The sequence below is a fragment of the Bradyrhizobium sp. ERR14 genome, assembly GCF_014198235.1.
Taxonomy (GTDB): domain Bacteria; phylum Pseudomonadota; class Alphaproteobacteria; order Rhizobiales; family Xanthobacteraceae; genus Bradyrhizobium.
On the sequence record NZ_JACIHD010000013.1, the window covers coordinates 109,343 to 127,102 of the forward strand.

Consider the following 17,760-nt stretch of genomic DNA (forward strand, 5'->3'; position numbering starts at 1 on the left):
AGCGACAGAGGCGCTCATTCCGCAGCCGTTCATCTTCACCCGATTACGAATTGTTTGACGCCCGCCACACCGGTTCCACTTTCCCGGCCAAATTCGGCCCCGGATAACTTCCTAAAATTTCGGTAAGCGGGTCCGCAGGTAAGGATTTCGCAAGCAATGAAAGTTACCAAAAGGTCAACCCAGACTGGAGTATTTGAGCCGTGAGCGAACCAATGCCCGAGCAGGCTGCCCAGGACACCGGCGTCGTCGAGGCTGCTGCGACCGCGCCGCAGGCCGTCGAGGCCGCTGGGATCGAGGCTCCCTCGATTGCCCCGGACCATGAGGCGCCGCCCAAACCTGATCCGGTCAAGCCCGATCCGATCAAGGTCGAGCCGCCAAAGATCGAGGCATCCCGGATCGAGGTGCCGAAGCTCGAAGCCGAAGCCAAGCCTGAGCCGAAGCCCGGCAAGCTCATCGTCATGGCGCCGTCGGAACGCTCCTGGGACCGTGAGGATTTTGCCCCGCATGTGAAGGCGGAAGAGCCGCGTGAGACCGGCAGCAAGCGCCGCCTGTCGGCGATGGCCGCGGTGGTGGCGATCGCGGCGAGCGTCGGCGCCATCAGCGGCGCGCTCGCGACCGCGGGCATGATGCATTTCGCCGCCCCGGCCCAGGCGCCGGTGCAGGTCGCCGACACCAGCGCGCTCGATGCGTCGGTCGCCCGGATCGATGCCGACCTCGTCGCGCTCAAGGCCAATGTCGAGCACAGCTCGAAAACCGGTGTCACCCAGTTCAACCGCGCCAACGACCGCCTCGACAAGCTCGAGAAGGCGCAGGCCGAGCCGATGGCCAAAATCGCAAAGCTGTCCGAGACCGTCGACAAGCTCCGCGCCGCGCCGCCTGCCGCCCCTGCGCAGGCCGCAGCAGCGGTGCCGAAGGAGACCACCGGCTCGATCGCGCCGACCCAGGTCGCGACCGCCGCCGCCGCATCGGCCCCAGTGGCTGCCGCGCCCAAGACCGAGGTCGGCCGCCTGCCGACGGTCGAAGGCTGGCGGCTGCGCAACGCCGCCAATGGCGGCGCGCTGATCGAGGGCCGTGACGGCCTCTACGAGGTCTATCCCGGCGATCCCATTCCCGGCCTCGGCCGCGTCGATGCGATCCGTCGCCAGGACGGCCGCTGGGTGGTCGTCACCAGCAAGGGCCTGATCGTCGCGCGCTGAGCGGCCCAGATACGACTTTCGAAAGGCGCTTCACCACCATGTGAAGCGCCTTTTTGCTTGAATAGGCGGACCGCCGCGGTGTTACCTCAGGCATGAGCCGGGCGTTGCGAATTCTCCTTGCTGCCGCCGTCTTGTTTGGCGGCACCGCCGCGCTATCGGCCGCGGAGACCGCGCCGCTGACGCGCGGCACCGCCATCACCGATCCCGATCTCCTGCGCAGGCTCGATGAGGGCAACGCTCTCACGCTCCAGCGCCTGTTGGCACCGGAGCGCCAAGCGGATGCTTCGCTGACGACCGACCGGCTGTTTTCAGAGCTGTCCCAGCTCAAGGACATTCCGCCGGCGATCGATGCGGAGGTCGACCGCTACATCAAAGGGCAAAAGGCGGCCTATCCGAGCGAGACCATCGGCGTCGGCGAGGGCTTTGACGTGCAGCTGTTCGATCGGGCCGTGCTGAATTCTCGCGACACGCGCTTCGTGCTGGCCGGCATCGTCAACCGCATGGACCGCGCCTACGCCTCGGAGGAGTCCTGCGGCGAGATCCGGCTGATCTATCGGCTGGCGCGCTTCGACGGCACAACCGCGACGCGGCTGCCGATGACGCTCAATCTGGTGATGAAGGCGCGGGATGCGCGCCAGACGGACGCGAACGGCAAGCCGATCAGCTGTGTCGAGGTCGCGCGGCGCTGGCTCGACAACGGCAATTGGCAGGAGCTGATCGGCAGCCGGGACGACGCCATGCTCGATCGCATCGAGACCAACATCCAGCTCTCGGTCGCGGCGAAGTCGGCGGTGCATGATTTCCGCTCCGACTATCTGCTCAAGGTGTTCAAGTACAATTCCGCCACGAAGGCCTTCGAGGAATCGACGCTGGAGAACCAGATCGACCGCGACCGGATCATGGCGGACGACGCGCTTCGGCGCGACTTCAAGGATTGGCTGCTCGCACCCGAGCATCTTCGCGAGTTCGATCGTGGCACCGTGCTGATCCCCGAGAAATTCCTGGCCAGGAGTGCGGTGGTGCCGACGCCGGCCGGCCTCGATGCATCAGTGCTGCAGCCGCAGTTCGGCATGATGCAGGCTGAAGGGGAGGGCAAAGCGGTCTTCACCGACAACGACGTGGTCGGTGCGCTGAAGCAGGCGGCCGCGCGCGGCGACCTGCAGAACATCCGCTCGGTCGCGGGCTTCCAGCGCCGTCTCAACGACGTCACCTGCTCGGGCTGCCACCAGACCCGCGGCATCGGCGGCTTTCACTTTCCGGGCGTCGATTGGCTGGCGGACAAGCCGTCGAATTCCGCCATCGTGCCGGCCTCGCCACACTTTCTCGGTGACCAGCCTCGCCGCCGCGACATCCTGACTGCGTTCGCCGCAGGCAAACGCCCTGATTTCTCACGCGGATTTGCCAGCCGGCCGCAGACCCGCGGCAGCCGGGAGCTCGCCGGGAGCGAGTATCAGGACGGCTGGGGCGCGCATTGTTCCCTGCAGGAGGCGGGATCGGGAACGCGGGATGAGAGTTTTACGTCATGGAGCTGTGCTAACGGTCTCACCTGTCAGGCCGCCGCGGCCTCGCGCCGCATCGGCATGTGCTTCATCAAGACGCGTTAGCGCATGATCCGGAAAAGTGTGTAGCGGTTTTCCGACAAGATCATGCGCAAAACGACAAAGCGATTTGGATGATTCATGACGAATACTGGCGACGCCAACAAGGAGCGCAATCGCGAGATTGCGCGCAATGAGGAAGTCAAGCAGATCACCGGCAGCGCCCGCGTCAGCATCTGGGCAATCGCGATGGCCGTGATCGTCGGCGGCATCCTGTTCACGCTCGGCTGGCTGTCGTTGAGGTAGTTTCCCTTCGCCTCTCCCCGCGTGCGGGGAGAGGGGAAAGAAGGAGTCTTCACTTCGCGTAGTTCGTCATCCGCTTGCCCGGCAGCAGCTCGTACGCCGGCTTCCAGCCAGGTAGCGCGGCCATGCGGCCGAGCCAGGCGTGGATGGATGGATGGCTCGCCGCGAAATCGAAGCCGTGCTCGTCGCTCGGATAATGCAGATAGGCCATCATCGAGATATCAGCGACCGTCGGCTTTGCGCCGATCGCGAATTCGTTGTGCTGGAGATGTCCGTCGAGGATGCCAAGGAAGTCCTCGAGCCGGCGGCGAAAGTGCTTCAGCACCTGCGGATCGTTCTTCTCGGTGAAGGCGCGCATGAAGCGATAGGTCGCCATGTAGCCGGTGAGCTTGTGGTTGTCCCAGAACAGCCAGCGCAACAGCTCGAACTTCTCGTCCTCCGTGTCGGCGCCGAAACGCCCATATTGCTCGGCGAGCTTCAAGAGCAGCGGTGCGGTCTGCGTCATCTTCACGCCGTCGACTTCGAGCACCGGAATCTCGCCCATCTCGTTGACGGCCTTGCGCCATTCCGCCGTGCGCGTGACGCCGCCGCCGAAATCGGTCCAGACCGGCTCGAACCTCTCGCCGCAAAGCGTCAGCATCAGCGCCAGCTTGTAACTGTTGCCGGATTCGGGGAAGTAGTGCAGGCGGTAGCTGGGCATGGGACCTCGCGGCGTTGTTTTGCCGGTAGCTTATAGCGAGATCGCCCGGCATCGTCATTGCGAGTATGTAGCGCTAGCGCCCTCCTATCCCACCGCCCCCGATCCGCGCAGCTGCTTGATCGCCGCTTCGTCGTATCCCGCCTCGCGCAAAATCTCGTCACTGTGCTCGCCGACGGCGGGCGGCTTGCGCGGCTGGACCTTCTTGGTGCCGTCGATCCAGATCGGGCTGGAGATGGTCAGCATGGTGTCGTTCTCGAACGGCACCAGCACCTCGTTGTCGAGCATCTGCTTGTCGTTGGGGATGTCGTCCAGGATGGCGACGACGCCGAACACGAGGCCGTTGCCGTCGAGAATCTTGCGCCATTCGGCAAGATCCCTGGTCGCGAAGGTCTCGTCGAAGATCTTGATCAGCTCCACCGAGCGGGCGTGACGGTCGGGTTTGGTGGCGAAGCGCGGATCGGTGATGAGGTCTTCGCGCCCCAGGCACTTCGCCAGTGTCGGAAACTGCTTCTCTTCGCTCAGCAGCGACAGGATCAGCCAGCGGCCGTCCTTGCATTGATAGTGGTTGGCGACAGCGTTCAGCGCGCGCTCGCGCGGACGCCGCTCGCCGAACTTGGCGCCGCAGAGCTTTGCCTGCGCCAGCACGCTCGCGGCCCACACCCCGTTCGCCATCAGATTGGAGGCGACGTGGGAGCCCTTGCCGGTCTTCTCGCGCTGATAGAGCGCGGTGACGATGGCGCCGTAGAACGCCATGGCGCAGGGATGGTCGCCCATGCCGGCGACCGAGCGGGCCGGCGTGGTGTCGGTGTCGGCGCGGACCAGGTCCATCAGGCCGGAGCGCGCCCAATAGGCATTGCTGTCGAAGCCGGGCTTGTTGGCCTCTTCGCCCTTCTCGCCATAGCCGGTGAAGGAGGCGTAGATCAGCCGGTCGTTGAGATGGGCGAGGTGATCGTGGGTGATGCCGAGCTTGGCGCGCACCGGCGGCGGCATGTTGGTGATGAAGACGTCGGCCTCTGCGACCAGCTTGTAGAGCACGGCCTGCGCTTCCGGCTTGGCGAGGTCGAGCGCGATGCTCTTCTTGTTGCGGGCCTCCAGCAGCCAGGCGAAATTGTGCTCGCCGGTGGGATAGCCAGGCAGGTTCGGCAGATTGCGGTAGGGATCGCCGGCGCCGGGCGGCTCGATCTTGATGACATCGGCGCCGAAATCCGACAGCACGGTCGCGGCCGCGGGCGCTGCGATAAAGCTTGCGCAGTCCAAAACCTTCAGGCCCGCAAAAATGCCTTTTTCCATCGCGGCGTTGCTCCCTCGCTCTTGTCGTTTCCCGCGCGCTGGAATTGGCGCGGGCAGGTGATGGAGCAATTAGACTGATGTTTTGCCGGGATGCAACGGCGCCCGGCGCAGGGCCCATTGCGGCGGTCGGCGTGCGTCCGGTGGGCGCTAATTCCATCCCCGTCACCCTGAGGTGGCCGCTTCTTCAGCGGCCCTCGAAGGGCGACGGCCCGGCTGCATCGGGGCCGTTCATCCTTCGAGGCTCCCGGCGCGATGCCTGGCATCGCGCCACTCGCGCCTCAGGATGACGGAACTGCTATTGCGATACTGTGAGATCCGAATCCGGACTTGCCGCTCACTCCTCCCCCGCAAGCAACGCCGCGTTGCCGCCCGCCGCGGCCGTGTTGATCGTCACGGTCTGCTCGGTCGCGAAGCGGGCGAGGTAGTGCGGGCCGCCGGCCTTGGGGCCGGTTCCGGACAGGCCGTTGCCGCCGAACGGCTGCACGCCGACGACGGCGCCGATCATGTTGCGGTTGACGTAGATGTTGCCGACCTGCACGCGGTCGATGATGGCTTCGATGGTGTCGTCGATGCGGGAATGGACGCCGAGGGTGAGCCCGTAACCGGAGCGCTCGATCGCCTGCAGCACGCGTTCGAGGTTTTCGGCGCGGTAGCGCACGACGTGGAGGATCGGGCCGAACACCTCCTCGGTGAGCTGGCCGGCGTCCCTGAGCTCGAAGATGTGCGGTGCCACGAAGCAGCCTCGCGGCGCATGGCCGGCAAAGTGCAGCCGCGCCTCACTCTTCATCCGCGCAATATGGGCAACGAGGCGCTGCTTGGCCTCCGCGTCGATCACAGGGCCGACATGGGTCGCGGCGTCACAGGGATCGCCGATTTTCAACTCGCGCGCGGCGCCCGCGATCATCTCGATCATGCGGTCGGCGACGTCCTCCTGCACGAACAAGAGCCGCAGCGCCGAGCAACGCTGGCCGGCGGAGCGGAACGCCGAGGTGACGACGTCGTCGGCGACCTGCTCGGGCAGCGCGGTTGCATCCGCGATCATGGCATTGATGCCGCCGGTCTCCGCGATCAGCGGCACGATCGGCCCATCCTTGGCGGCGAGCGTCCGGTTGATGCTGCGGGCGACCTCGGTCGAGCCGGTGAAGACGACGCCGGCGATATCGGCGTGCGCGGTCAGTGCGGCACCGATGCGGCCGTCGCCGACAACGAGATGCAGCGCATCTTTCGGGATGCCGGCTTCGTGCAGCAGGGCGACGGCCTCGCGCGCGATGCGCGGGGTCTGCTCGGCGGGCTTTGCCACCACGCTGTTGCCAGCCATCAGCGCCGCCGTGACCTGGCCGAGGAAGATCGCCAGCGGAAAATTCCACGGCGAGATCGCGACGAAGACGCCGCGGCCGCGCATCGCGAGCGCGTTGCTCTCACCGGTCGGGCCCGGCATCGCGGCATCACCGCCAAACAGCTTGCGGCCTTGCGCAGCATAATAGCGGCAGAAATCGGCGGCCTCGCGCAGCTCCGATAGCGAATCGTCGAGCGTCTTGCCGCCCTCGCTTTGCAGCAGCGCGATGAAACGGGCGCTGCGGCTCTCCAGGAGATGCGCGGCTTGCTCCAGCGCCGCCGCGCGCGTGGCCGCCGGCGTCCGGCTCCAGGCGGCGAAGCCAGCGCGTACCGCGGCCACCGCCGCATTCGCCTGATCCGGAGTGGCGTCCGCAATCGGCTCGAGATCGGTCGCCTCGGCTTTGACGTCAGCGAGCAAATGATCGAGCGCGACGCGCGCACCGAATTCGACGCCGCGCGAATTGCGCCGCTCCGGCGCGAAAAGATCGGCCGGCAACGGGATTTTCGGATGCGCTGCCGCTTGCGGTCGGACGATGGCGTCCGCCGGACGCTGCAATAGCGCCGTAACAGGCACGCGATAATCCGCGGCCTGCGCCACGAACGACGAGTTGGCGCCGTTCTCCAGCAGGCGCCGCACCAGATAGGCGAGCAGGTCGCGATGGCTGCCGACCGGCGCGTAGGTGCGGTAAGCGATTTCGGGGTGATCCTTGGCAAGCTGCTCGTACAGCGCTTCGCCCATGCCGTGCAGGCGCTGGAATTCGAACCCGCCGCTCTTCCCGGCAAGCTCCAGCACGGTCGCGACCGTCAGCGCATTGTGGGTGGCGAATTGCGGGAAGATGCGCGGCCGCAAGCTCAAAAGCTTTGTCGCGCAGGCGACGTAGTTCAGATCCGTCATCGCCTTGCGCGTGAACACGGGATAGCCGTCGAGCCCGCGCTCCTGCGCGCGCTTGATCTCGGTGTCCCAATAGGCGCCCTTGACGAGGCGGACCATCAGCCTGCGGTCATGCGCGCGCGCGAGCGCATCGACATAGTCGATCATCGCGCTGGCGCGCTTCTGATAGGCCTGGATCGCGAGGCCAAATCCGTCCCAGCCGGCCAGCGAGGGATCGGCGAGCGTTGCCGCGATCACGTCGAGCGACAGCTCCAGCCGGTCGGCCTCCTCGGCATCGACGGTGAAGTTGAGGTCATGTGCCTTGGCGCGCTGCGCGAGATCGAGCAGCAGCGGCACCAGTTCGGCCATCACGCGCTCGTGGCTGATTGCCTCGAAGCGCGGATGCAGCGCCGAGAGCTTGACCGAGATGCCGGGCCGGTCGGGCAGGGGATGGGGACCCGCAGCCTTGCCGATCGTCTCGATCGCACTCGCATAGGCATCGAAGTAACGCTTGGCATCCGCCGCCGTGCGCGCGCCTTCGCCGAGCATGTCGAAGGAATAGCGCGGCTTCTGGCCGGAGCGCGGCTTGCCCCGCTCCAGCGCCTGCTCGATGGTCTCGCCCAGCACGAAATGATTGCCCATCAGCCGCATCGCCTGGCGCGTGGCGGTGCGCACCGCAGGCGCCCCCAGCCGCTTCACCAGACGGCCGATCGTGCCGTCGGGCGTCTCGCCGGGCTGGATCACCCGCGCTGACAGGCCGAGCGCCCAGGCCGAGGCGTTGACCAGGAACGCCGTGGACTTGGTCTCGTGGTGGATGAAGTCGCCCTCGCCGAGCTTGTCCTCGATGAACTGGTCGGCAGTGCGCGCATCCGGCACGCGCAGCAGTGCCTCCGCCAGCACCATCAGCGCGAGCCCTTCCTTGGTCGAGAGCGCAAACTCCCGCAGCATGTCCTCGACCCCACCGAGCCGGTCGTCGCGCTTGCGGATCGCCTCGATCAGCCGCGTCGCAGTGCGGTCGATCCGGGCTTCCTGTGGCGGGGACAGATGCGACGCCGGCAACAGCCGCGCGGCGATCTCGGCATCATCGGGCGCGTAGGCGGCGGTGAAGGGCGGTGGGATGTTCGGCATGGCGTGTCCTGTGGCTCAATCCAGGATAAGGCTCGCATGACCGTAGTTCGATAGACAATCTAGCCGATTTGCCTTAGAAAATGAAGATCAGAAGCGATCTGACCTGATAAACTATGGAACTCGATCGAATCGACCGGAAGATCCTCTCGATTTTGCAGGAGGATGGGCGCATCGCCAATGTCGAGCTTGCCGAGCGCATCGGGCTGTCGCCGACCTCGATCGGTGAGCGGCTGAAGCGCTTGCAGCGGGAGGGCTTTGTCGAAGGCTATGGCGCGCGGCTCAACCCGCATCGGCTCGGCCTCGGTTTGTTAGTGTTCGTCGAGGTGCTGCTCGACAAGACCACGCCGGACAATTTCGAACGTTTTGCGCGCGCGGTGAAACTCGCGCCCGAGGTGCTGGAGTGTCACATGGTTGCCGGGGGCTTCGACTATCTTGTGAAGGCGCGGCTAGCCGACATGGCGGCGTATCGACGCTTCCTCGGCGAGACCCTGCTGTCGATGCCGGGCGTGCGCGAGACGCGGACCTATGCGGTGATGGAGGAGATCAAGCGCGACGCACCGTTACCGGTGGGCTGACGAAGTGCCGTCGCGATTGTCATTGCTGAGGCGTTGAACGAGGGTCCTCGCGGGAAATAGCTCTCCGTGTGCAGTCGCAACGCCTGTCGTCGAATGCACTGGCCGTCTTCTAAAATTTTCTTGGCCCGGCTCCCGGAAGGGTCCGGGAGGCAGCAAAAGCTGGCGGGCTTATACTTTGAGGTTCTCTGCGGAGGTCTTGCCCCGGTTTGCGATCTCTTCGTATTCCACCGTCTGTCCTTCGTTCAGGGACGACAGACCGGCTTTCTGCACTGCCGAGATATGCACGAACACATCCTTGCCGCCCGACGCAGGCTGGATAAATCCATAACCCTTCGTCGGGTTGAACCACTTGACCGTACCTTTAGCCATCACGACTTCTCCGCGGGTCTTCCTCCGAGATCTCGAACCGCCAGTCCCCGCCAACCGGCCGGTTCGGTCCTAACAGGATACGCGGAATGTGGCCGGCTTGGTAGCTCAAACCACATCGGCCTTTTGCCGAATTCCGCTCAACTTCGCGGCGTTTTTGCCGGTTTTGCCCGTTTCGCGGTCAAATGGCCGGAGCGCGGCGGATGTACTGTAGACAGGAGGAGCGAGCAGCCACTCTTCCTTACCCTCCCCCTCCAGGGGAGGGTAAAGAGAAAACGCTCCGGTCCTTCAATACGTCGCGGCCAGGTAATCGACGATCTTGCCGACATCGGCATCGTCGATCGGTGCACCATAGACCTTGATCATCTTGGTCACCTCGGCCTGCCAGAAGCCTTTCTTGTCCTTCATCGGCGGCTGCGTCTTGATGTAGTCGGCCGAGTGGCAGGCGCTGCAATTGCCCTGGACCACTTCAAGATTGGGCCCGGGCTTGAATGCGGCGACCTCGTCCGGAAGCTGGTAGTTGACGGGGGCCGCGGTCACGGCGCTGAGACCGGTGGCGAGGGCGAGCGTGATAGCGAGGAGAACGGTACGCTGCATGGTCATTCTCCTTCAGGCCACGGTGACGCGGACGGTTTCGACGACGTTGCGTAGATAACCCGCCGGGTTCCAGCGCGGCGTATCCGGCTGCGTCTCGCCGCCATTGCCGGTGGCACGCACCTTGAGCTCAACGCTGCCTGCCGCGAGCTTCACCGGCAGCTTCCATTCACGGAACGAATATTTGCCGAGATCCTTGCCGAGCTTGGCGCTCGTCCAAATCTTGCCGCCGTCGGTGGAGACCTGGACCTCCTTGATGCCCTTGCCGCCGTCGAAGGCGATGCCGCGTAGCGTCGTCGCGCCCGCCTTGAGCTTGGCGCCATCAGGCACGCTGGTGATGAATGAGCGGATGGTGAAGCGGTTGATCGGGATCGTCGCCTTCGGCGTAGTGCCGGGCTCGATCGCGTTATCAGGCGTATCCGGAATGCGATAGGCCGACTTCATCCAGAAGCCTTCATAGACGTTGTCGATGACGGTGATCTCGTTGAGGTGCTTGACCCAGTAGGTGCCATAATAGCCCGGCACGATCAGGCGCAGCGGGAAGCCGTTGAGGAACGGCAAATCTTCGCCGTTCATGCCATAGGCCAGCATCACCTCGCCGTCTCTGGCGTGATCGATGTCGAGTGCCTTGACGAAGTCAGGCGTCTTGTCGCTGACCGGCCCGTCCATGCCGTTGAAGGTGACCTGCCTGGCGCCGCTCTGCACACCGGCCATCTCCAGCACCGCTTTCAGCGGCACGCCGCGCCAGCGCGCATTGCCCATCGCTCCGTTGGCGAGCTGGCCGCCGGCAACGCGCGGCTCGAAGAAGCCGCGGCTGTTGCCGGAGCACTGGTTGACGGCGACGATCTCGGTCGCCTTCATCTTCCTGATGTCTTTCAGCGAAAGTTTTTGCGGCTTGTCGACCTTGCCCTTGACCTCGAGCGTGAACTTGTCGGGGTCGAGATTGTAGGGCAGGTCCGAGAGGTGATAGCGCACGAAGAACGCATTGTTTGGCGTGATCGGGCCGTCGTTGAAGATCGCGAACGGCGTCTCGAGCTGCGGCGGCCGGCTGGTGAGCCCAATCATCGCTCGCTTCTGCGGATATTTCACCAGCGGCCGTTCGCCATTGGCGAAGGGCAGGGTCACGGTATCGAGTGCCAGTGCCCTGGTGGAATTCAGTGTGGCGGCGAGTGTGGCAAGCCCCGCTCCTTTGAGCAGGTCGCGTCGATCGAACATCTGGTCCCCTCCCGGAGCTTTTCGTTGGCTTGTGGTCATCACCGCGAGCCGCGCTCATCTGTCGCAACGATTGGAACGAAGTCAATTCGTGCTTTCGCAGCAGGCCCATGCCGCTGCGTTGCAGCACGCCGGTGTTACGTGGACGATTTTGGTTGTCTCAATGTCGCCGCGCGCTCGCTGCACCTCTCCCGCTTGCGGGAGAGGTCGCGACCCGGGCGATGCGAAGCATCGTCGCGCGCGCGGGTGAAGGCTTTCTCCTGTAGGGGAGTGTCCCATTGCGGAGACACCCTCTCCCCAACCCTCCCTCGCAAGCGGGGGAGGGAGCTCACCGCCTGCGTCGCTCACAAATCACGCTGCGACGCGCTCGCTGCGATCGACCAGCGCCGCCAGCTCCCGCGCGTCCGCGACGACCCGCACCGCCATCGGCTCGTCGCGGCCGCGGATCGCGACCTCCTGTTGCGGCAGCGTATCGTCGGTGAGGCCCGCCGTGCTGCGGATTTCGTCCGAGACGATCGCCTCGCAGGCCAGCGTCTTGGTCATGTCCTGCAGGCGGGCGGCAACGTTGACGGCATCGCCCAGCGCCGTGAAGACGATGTGATCGCGATAGCCGATGTCGCCGATGATGACCTCGCCGCCGTGAATGCCGATGCCGAAGCGGATCGGCTGGCGCAGATCATGGCTCAACAGCTGGTTCAGTTCGTCGATATGCGTGGCGATGCCGCTGGCAGCCTTCAGCGCCTGCCGGCAGGCGGTTTGCGGATCGGCCGTGAGCCCGAACAGCGCCAGCATGCCGTCGCCGACGAACTGGTTCGGCTGGCCGCCATTCTCGATCACGGCCTGCGAGACCGCGCCGAGGAAGCGGTTGACGATGAACACGGTGTCGAACGGCAGCCGCTTCTCGGCGAGCTGGGTCGAGCCGCGCATGTCCACGAACAGGCTGACGAGATAGCGCTCCTGGCCGATCCGCGCCGGCGCCGAGGCCTGCGCGTTGGCCGACGACGTTTGCGGGGTGAACAGCTGGAAGAAGGAGAGATCCGACGTCGGCCGCAGCTGGCAGGCCAGCCTGATCGAGGGGTCGTTGGTGCCGACGCGGGTCAGCACGAAGGCCTCGCGCTGCGACGGCTCGGGCAGGACGCCATGATCGCCGATGACACGGATGCGGCAGGTCGAGCAGCGGGCGCGGCCGCCGCAGACGCTGGCATGCGGCAGATTATGGCGCAGGCTCGCTTCCAGCACGGAGAGGCCCTTGGGAACCCGCACCGTCCTGCCATTGCCGTAGGACAGCGCGATCATGCCGCCGCGCCGCTCGCGCCAGGCCCGCACGCCGCGTGCCGCCAGCGCCAGGCCAAGCAGCCCAAAATAGGTGATGGTGAAGGCGCCGGTGATGCGATCGAGCGTGTTGCCTTCCGCGACCGTGCCGACCTGGCGTCGGGTGAGATTGTGCGTGCGCCATTCCCCGTCATCGGCCTCGATCGCGACGCTGCGGCCGCCCTGGTAGATGCCGAGCAGCGACAGCGTCGGGACCAGCACCGCGGCGGCGAGCAGATAGGGCGCGGCGCGCGTGAAGAACGGCTTGAGGCGGAGCCAGAAATAGATTCCGATGCAGCCGTGCACCCAGGCAATGAGCAGCAGGATCGTCATCTGCCAGAGCCGGCCGGGCGCCGCGACGAAGAACAGATAGAGCTCCTGCGGATAGAGCTTCTGGTGATCGTACAGCGTATAGCCGAGCCGCACCCCGACCACGTGCGCCATGACCAGTGCTGGGATGCTGAGGCCCAGCACGAGCTGCAGCGGCTCGATCGTCCGCCAGCGGAACTGCCGGCGCTGGTACAGCGCGTAGATGCCGAGCCCCATATGCGTGAGCGCGGCGGTGTAGAACACGATCGAGACGGGGAGAAACTGCCAGAAGGCGGTGTGGTAGTAGACCCCAGCCTCCATGGCCTCAACCGAGATATTGCCGAGCGCGTGGTTGAGGAAATGGCTGATCACATAACAGAACAGGATCACGCCGCAGACGAGCCGCACCTGCCGCACGCTGGTCCCGCGGACGAGTTCGGAGATGGATGCAGCAGCGGTGGCCATGATTCGGTTGTATCAGTTCACCAAGGAGAACAGCCAGCGTAGCGTTTAATTCCCGATGTGGACAGGTTGCGGGATCACATGCGCGGTAAGGTTACGAAATCGTAGGGTGGGCAAAGGCGCGCCCTTGCGCGCCGTGCCCACCGTTTTTCTATCATATCCTGATGGTGGGCACGCTTCGCTTTGCCCACCCTAAGGCGTCCGCGTTGAGGCTGGATCGCCGCTTGCCCATCCCCCCGCATTGACTCCCCCTCCCAGGTTGGCGAAAAGCGCGGCCGTGACGACAGCCCCTGACATCACTATGCCCTCTGGCGGCGCCTCGCGTCGTACCCTTGTCATGGCCGTAGCGATCATCGCCGCAATGACGCTGCTGCGCATCGTCTACGCCTCCGCGATCGAGCTGCGCACCGACGAAGCCTATTATTGGACCTGGTCGAAGGAGGGGGCGCTGAGCTTCCTCGATCATCCCCCGGGCATCGCCTGGCTGATCCGTTTCGGAACCGCGATCTTCGGCGACACCACGCTCGGGGTCCGCTTCGGCGGCATCGTCGCGATGCTCGTCACGCAGCTGCTGCTCGCCGATATTGTCCGCCGCCTCACCCATGATGTGCGCGCCGTATTGTTCGCGGTGCTGATGCCGGAAGCCGCGCTCTATTACGGCCTGCTGATGGCCAAGGTCGCGCCCGATGTCGCCATGATCCCGTTCGCGGTGGCGATGATGTGGTCGCTGGTGCGGCTGGCGCAGAGCGGCGGCGGACGCTGGTGGCTTGCGGCCGGTCTGTTCGCCGGCCTCTCGATGCTGTCGAAATTCACCGCGATCATGTTCGCGCCGGCGGTTGCCGCATTTCTGCTGGTGCCGGATTGGCGCTGGCGCTGGCTGCGCAGCCCATACCCTTATCTCGCGGTGCTGGTCGCAATCGCCGTGTTCTCGCCGGTGCTGATCTGGAACGCGCAGCACGACTGGGCCTCGTTTCGCTTCCAGGGCGTGCGCGCCACCGCCAATTACGGCATCTCGCTGCGGACCATCGGTGACTTCATCGGCCTGCAATTCGGTCTGGTCGGCTTCGTCATGCTGCCGGTGGTGCTGACCGGCCTGGTGCTGACGGCATGGCGCGGCTATCGCACGCGCGAGCCCGTTGGAATTCTCTTGTCGACGGCGGTGCTGGTGCCGTTCGCCTATTTCCTCTTTAAGTCGACCACGCTTCGGGTCGGCGACACCTGGCCGATGTTCATGTGGCCGGTCGGTTTCGCGGCTGCGGCCGTGAACCTCACGGCGATGATGAAGGAGGATTGGTCGCCACGCATGCTGAGGTCGTCGCTGTTCTGGGCTAAGACCGCTGTCGTCTCCGGCATCGCCTTCGTCGTGATCGTGTTCCTCTATTACGTCGCCGCGCCCTGGAATCTGCTCGGCAAGATCGACCCGATCGGCGCGGAAGCCGGCTACGAGCAGGTCGCCGCGCGCGCGCAGGCCGCGCTCGACGAAACCGGCGCGACCTGGATCGCGACCACGGACTACCGCACCTACGCCATGATGCGCTGGCTGTTCCGGGGCCGCGTGCCCGTCATCGAGATCAACGAACGCGGCCGCTTCCAGGATTTCCGCGATCCCGGCATGGACCGGATCAAGGGCCATGCCGGCATCTATGTCGGCCGCGAGCCGGACAATCGGTCTTCGCTGTGGGAGAACATCCCGGCCAAGCGCGAGCATCTCGGCGAAGTCGAGCGCCGCTGGCGCGGTGTTCTCGCGGATACCTATGTGATCGAAAAGCTCACCGATTGGACGCCGGAGTTGTCACCGCCGAAGGATTCGCCGCTGTTTTGGTGGAAGGTGCTGGCGGGGGAGTTTGAAAAGCGAGTGCGCACAGCGCGAGCGGTGTGGGGTGATTTCTCCACACGGGCAGTATCGTAGGGTGGGCAAAGCGAAGCGTGCCCACGCATCTTTGCGATCGAGAGAGATGGTGGGCACGGCGCAAGCGCGCCTTTGCCCACCCTACGATTCCGGTCTTGCGGAGAGAGCCCTCACCCGTCTTGCCGCTACTCCTCCTCGTCCTTCTTCCGCAGCAGATCCGTCGCGAGGACCGACAGCTTCGGCGGCGGCAATGCCGCAAACGGCAGCGGCCTTGTGACGGCGATTGCCGCCAGTCCCAGCCGTGCCGTCAGCAATCCGTTCAGCACGCCTTCGCCCAAGCGCTGCGACAGCTTTGCCGCGATACCGTGGCCGAGCATCTGCTGCACCAGACTGTCGCTCGCGGCCATGCCGCCGGTGATGGCGAGATGGGCGATGACGTGGCGGAGCAGGCGGATCATGCCGAGCGCGCCGGGGCGGCCGCCGTAGAGATAAGCGAGCTGGCGGATCAGGCGCAGTGCGGCGACGAACACGAACAGCACATCGATCGCGGCACGGGGCGAGACCGCGGTCACGATCGAAACCTTTTGCGCCGCCGACGATACCAGCCGCCGTGCCTCCGCATCCAGCGGCGACATCAGCTCGCGCTCGGCGAGGCGGATCATGTCGGCGCCGTCGATGATCTCGCCGGTGTGACTCTCCAGCGTCGCGCGGGCGCGTGCGAGCTGCGGATTCTGGTGCGCGAGCTTGAGCAGATCCTGGACGATGACGCGGCTTTCCTTGCGGTCGTCGCTGGCGAGCACCGCGGCGGCGCGCGCATGCAACTGCTCGATCGTCGCCAGCCGCGCCAGGCCGAGTGCCTCGCGGCCGATCACCACCGCAAGCGCCAGCGCGGTGACGAGCGCAAAGGCGAGACCGAAGTAGCCGAGCGTTTCGCTGCGCGCGAACAGGTCCTCGATCAGATGCACCACGCCGAGCCCGGTGCCGAGCAGCGTCAGCCCGGCGAGGCCTGACCAGAACAGCGTACCCCAGGGAAATCCGCGCCGCGTCGGCCGCGCGGCCTCGATCGGCACCGGCAGTGCCTGCGGATCGTGCTCCGGCGTGATCTGGATCGTGGCGCGGCCAAGCCGTGCCGTCTCGTCGGCTTCGGTGACGACGACGCCGGGATCGTCGAGCCGGAACGTCGCCGGCCGCCGTGGCTTCGATCGGTCGTTCATGCGAGCTTGTCTCCGATCAGGAACTGCAAGGCACGGTCGAGGCGAATGTGAGGCAGCGTCGGCGGCTCGGTGCCTTCGCGGTCGAGTGTGGGCGGACGGAAGCGCAGGAAGCGGAAATCGCTTGTCCCGGCGGTCTCGGTTGCGAGGCCGCGGAACGCGGCATTACCGTTGAACAGCGGCTCGGGATCCAGTGGCAAATCGCCCGGAAAGGTCGCTACTTCCGTGTTGCCGTCGAAGAATTCACCGCCGGCGCTCTCGCCCGCGGCCGGTGTTCCCAGGATCGACGGCAATTTGTCGCGGCCGCGCGCGACTTGAGCTTCTCGTGTGGCACGCACCGCGGCGAGCGCCACCACGTCGATCGCCGCGCCGGTATTTTCCGCGCGCGCAACGGCGCCCGAGACCGCGCGGCGCAGCACGGCCTCGAGCCGGTCGTGGCTGGAATGGTGCAGATGGTCGGCCTTGGTCGCCGCAAACAGGATGCGGTCGATGCGCGGGCGGAACAGGCTGGAGAGAAACGTGCTGCGGCCGATGTTGAAGCAATCGAGAATGCCAGCGAGGGCGGCTTCGAGATCGTGCAGCGCCTCGGGTCCGGAGTTGAACGCGGACAGTGCGTCGGCCAGCACGATCTGGCGATCGAGCCGGGCAAAATGATCCGTGAAGAACGGCCGCACCACGACGTCCTTGTAGGCCTCGAAGCGGCGCACCATCATCGCCCACAGCGATCCCTCCGGCGCCTGCCCGCCGATTGGCACGTCGAGCGGCGCGAAGGTCAGTGCCGGGGAGCCTGCGAGATTGCCGGGCATCAGGAAGCGGCCGGGCGGCAACAGGCTCATCGCAAAGCGCTCGTCGCGGCAGGCGCGCAAATAATCGGTGAAGAGGCTTGCGGCCGTCAGCGTCGCCTGCTCGTCCTCGCGTGCGTCGGGCTTGAGCGTTGCCAGATGCGCGTGCCATTCGCTGGCGAGATGCGCGCGCGGCGCCTCGCGCGACAGCGCAAGGCTCTCCGCCGACCATTGCTCAAAGCTCTTCTGCAGCAGCGGCAGGTCGAGCAACCACTCGCCGGGATAGTCGACGATGTCGAGGGTCAGCGTGCGATCGGCGCCGTTCGGGCGCTGATAGTCGATGACGAGCCTGAGCTCGCTGATGTCGACGGTCGAGTTCGGCCAGCGTCGCTCCTCGACCAGCGCGCGCAGATGGCTCTCATATGCAAAACGCGGCACGGCATCGTCGGGCTGCGGCGCCAGATGCGCGCGCGCGATCCGGCCCGAGGCGTAAGCGTCGAACACCGGAAACCGGCCGCCGCGGGTGAGGCCGTGGATCAGCGCGGTGATGAACACGGTCTTGCCGGCCCGCGACAGGCCGGTAACGCCTAACCGCACCGTCGGGTTGAAGAAGTGCTCGCCATAGTCGATCAGCGCCTGCGCGGACAAGCGCGCTTCTTCGACCATATCCTGGAAACTGAATGCCATATGAACGTTAATGGATCGGGGGCGGCGGGACTGTGTGACCG

14 protein-coding genes are annotated in these 17,760 nt (G+C 65.6%); 5 read left to right on the forward strand and 9 right to left on the reverse strand.

Features of this window, described 5'->3' with window-relative positions:
* Window positions 1-212: 212 nt before the first annotated feature.
* From GGD62_RS28615 to GGD62_RS28625, 3 genes are all read left to right on the forward strand, one after another.
* Window positions 213-1,196, forward strand: coding sequence for a hypothetical protein (locus tag GGD62_RS28615; protein ID WP_183711559.1), 984 nt, complete (start codon window positions 213-215; stop codon window positions 1,194-1,196).
* A gap of 92 nt (window positions 1,197-1,288) precedes the next feature.
* Window positions 1,289-2,800: a hypothetical protein gene (locus GGD62_RS28620; RefSeq protein ID WP_183711490.1), complete on the forward strand. Its 1,512-nt coding sequence runs from the start codon at window positions 1,289-1,291 to the stop codon at window positions 2,798-2,800.
* Between the two features lie 75 nt (window positions 2,801-2,875).
* Entirely contained in the window at window positions 2,876-3,040 is a 165-nt protein-coding gene (locus GGD62_RS28625) for a hypothetical protein (RefSeq protein ID WP_183711492.1), read from the forward strand.
* A 49-nt stretch (window positions 3,041-3,089) separates the two neighbouring features.
* Here GGD62_RS28625 and GGD62_RS28630 read toward each other — a convergent pair whose 3' ends face one another.
* The 3 genes from GGD62_RS28630 to putA all read right to left on the reverse strand — a co-directional run bounded on the left by GGD62_RS28630 (window position 3,090) and on the right by putA (window position 8,361).
* The gene (locus GGD62_RS28630) at window positions 3,090-3,737 is read right to left on the reverse strand and encodes a glutathione S-transferase family protein (RefSeq protein ID WP_183711494.1); all 648 of its coding nucleotides are present in this window, start codon (window positions 3,735-3,737) and stop codon (window positions 3,090-3,092) included.
* An 84-nt stretch (window positions 3,738-3,821) separates the two neighbouring features.
* Window positions 3,822-5,027: a CaiB/BaiF CoA-transferase family protein gene (locus GGD62_RS28635; RefSeq protein ID WP_183230386.1), complete on the reverse strand. Its 1,206-nt coding sequence runs from the start codon at window positions 5,025-5,027 to the stop codon at window positions 3,822-3,824.
* Window positions 5,028-5,361: 334 nt separating this feature from the next.
* Window positions 5,362-8,361 (reverse strand): bifunctional proline dehydrogenase/L-glutamate gamma-semialdehyde dehydrogenase PutA, encoded by a 3,000-nt coding sequence (putA, locus tag GGD62_RS28640; protein WP_183711496.1) that lies wholly within the window; start codon window positions 8,359-8,361, stop codon window positions 5,362-5,364.
* Between the two features lie 113 nt (window positions 8,362-8,474).
* Here putA and GGD62_RS28645 point away from each other — a divergent pair, with 113 nt between their 5' ends.
* Entirely contained in the window at window positions 8,475-8,936 is a 462-nt protein-coding gene (locus GGD62_RS28645) for an Lrp/AsnC ligand binding domain-containing protein (RefSeq protein WP_018317238.1), read from the forward strand.
* Between the two features lie 168 nt (window positions 8,937-9,104).
* Here GGD62_RS28645 and GGD62_RS28650 read toward each other — a convergent pair whose 3' ends face one another.
* The 4 genes from GGD62_RS28650 to GGD62_RS28665 all read right to left on the reverse strand — a co-directional run bounded on the left by GGD62_RS28650 (window position 9,105) and on the right by GGD62_RS28665 (window position 13,193).
* On the reverse strand, window positions 9,105-9,305 hold the full coding sequence (locus tag GGD62_RS28650) for a cold-shock protein (protein WP_008134691.1): 201 nt from the start codon (window positions 9,303-9,305) through the stop codon (window positions 9,105-9,107).
* Window positions 9,306-9,590: 285 nt separating this feature from the next.
* Window positions 9,591-9,899, reverse strand: a complete 309-nt coding sequence (locus GGD62_RS28655) for a cytochrome c (protein WP_183711498.1) — start codon at window positions 9,897-9,899, stop codon at window positions 9,591-9,593.
* A 12-nt stretch (window positions 9,900-9,911) separates the two neighbouring features.
* Window positions 9,912-11,111, reverse strand: coding sequence for a molybdopterin-dependent oxidoreductase (locus tag GGD62_RS28660; RefSeq protein WP_183711500.1), 1,200 nt, complete (start codon window positions 11,109-11,111; stop codon window positions 9,912-9,914).
* A 348-nt stretch (window positions 11,112-11,459) separates the two neighbouring features.
* Complete coding sequence (locus tag GGD62_RS28665; RefSeq protein ID WP_183711502.1) at window positions 11,460-13,193, reverse strand: adenylate/guanylate cyclase domain-containing protein; 1,734 nt, start codon at window positions 13,191-13,193, stop codon at window positions 11,460-11,462.
* 298 nt (window positions 13,194-13,491) lie between these two features.
* On the opposite strand from GGD62_RS28665, the gene GGD62_RS28670 reads away from it, so the two are divergent.
* Window positions 13,492-15,099: a glycosyltransferase family 39 protein gene (locus tag GGD62_RS28670; protein WP_183711561.1), complete on the forward strand. Its 1,608-nt coding sequence runs from the start codon at window positions 13,492-13,494 to the stop codon at window positions 15,097-15,099.
* A 125-nt stretch (window positions 15,100-15,224) separates the two neighbouring features.
* Here the strand turns inward: GGD62_RS28670 and GGD62_RS28675 are convergent, their stop codons facing one another.
* Together GGD62_RS28675 and GGD62_RS28680 are read right to left on the reverse strand one after the other, a co-directional pair.
* On the reverse strand, window positions 15,225-16,253 hold the full coding sequence (locus GGD62_RS28675; protein ID WP_183711504.1) for a YcjF family protein: 1,029 nt from the start codon (window positions 16,251-16,253) through the stop codon (window positions 15,225-15,227).
* Complete coding sequence (locus GGD62_RS28680) at window positions 16,250-17,719, reverse strand: YcjX family protein (RefSeq protein ID WP_183711506.1); 1,470 nt, start codon at window positions 17,717-17,719, stop codon at window positions 16,250-16,252. The genes GGD62_RS28675 and GGD62_RS28680 overlap by 4 nt, the downstream gene beginning before the upstream one ends.
* Window positions 17,720-17,760 lie beyond the last annotated feature (41 nt).

What these genes read in the sequence shown, in the direction of transcription:
- GGD62_RS28615 (WP_183711559.1), top strand. Translation starts at nt 213, where the DNA reads ATGCCCGAGCAGGCTGCCCAGGACACCGGCGTCGTCGAGGCTGCTGCG.
- GGD62_RS28620 (WP_183711490.1), top strand. Translation starts at nt 1,289, where the DNA reads ATGAGCCGGGCGTTGCGAATTCTCCTTGCTGCCGCCGTCTTGTTTGGC.
- GGD62_RS28625 (WP_183711492.1), top strand. Translation starts at nt 2,876, where the DNA reads ATGACGAATACTGGCGACGCCAACAAGGAGCGCAATCGCGAGATTGCG.
- GGD62_RS28630 (WP_183711494.1), bottom strand. Translation starts at nt 3,737, where the DNA reads ATGCCCAGCTACCGCCTGCACTACTTCCCCGAATCCGGCAACAGTTAC.
- GGD62_RS28635 (WP_183230386.1), bottom strand. Translation starts at nt 5,027, where the DNA reads ATGGAAAAAGGCATTTTTGCGGGCCTGAAGGTTTTGGACTGCGCAAGC.
- putA (WP_183711496.1), bottom strand. Translation starts at nt 8,361, where the DNA reads ATGCCGAACATCCCACCGCCCTTCACCGCCGCCTACGCGCCCGATGAT.
- GGD62_RS28645 (WP_018317238.1), top strand. Translation starts at nt 8,475, where the DNA reads ATGGAACTCGATCGAATCGACCGGAAGATCCTCTCGATTTTGCAGGAG.
- GGD62_RS28650 (WP_008134691.1), bottom strand. Translation starts at nt 9,305, where the DNA reads ATGGCTAAAGGTACGGTCAAGTGGTTCAACCCGACGAAGGGTTATGGA.
- GGD62_RS28655 (WP_183711498.1), bottom strand. Translation starts at nt 9,899, where the DNA reads ATGCAGCGTACCGTTCTCCTCGCTATCACGCTCGCCCTCGCCACCGGT.
- GGD62_RS28660 (WP_183711500.1), bottom strand. Translation starts at nt 11,111, where the DNA reads ATGTTCGATCGACGCGACCTGCTCAAAGGAGCGGGGCTTGCCACACTC.
- GGD62_RS28665 (WP_183711502.1), bottom strand. Translation starts at nt 13,193, where the DNA reads ATGGCCACCGCTGCTGCATCCATCTCCGAACTCGTCCGCGGGACCAGC.
- GGD62_RS28670 (WP_183711561.1), top strand. Translation starts at nt 13,492, where the DNA reads ATGCCCTCTGGCGGCGCCTCGCGTCGTACCCTTGTCATGGCCGTAGCG.
- GGD62_RS28675 (WP_183711504.1), bottom strand. Translation starts at nt 16,253, where the DNA reads ATGAACGACCGATCGAAGCCACGGCGGCCGGCGACGTTCCGGCTCGAC.
- GGD62_RS28680 (WP_183711506.1), bottom strand. Translation starts at nt 17,719, where the DNA reads ATGGCATTCAGTTTCCAGGATATGGTCGAAGAAGCGCGCTTGTCCGCG.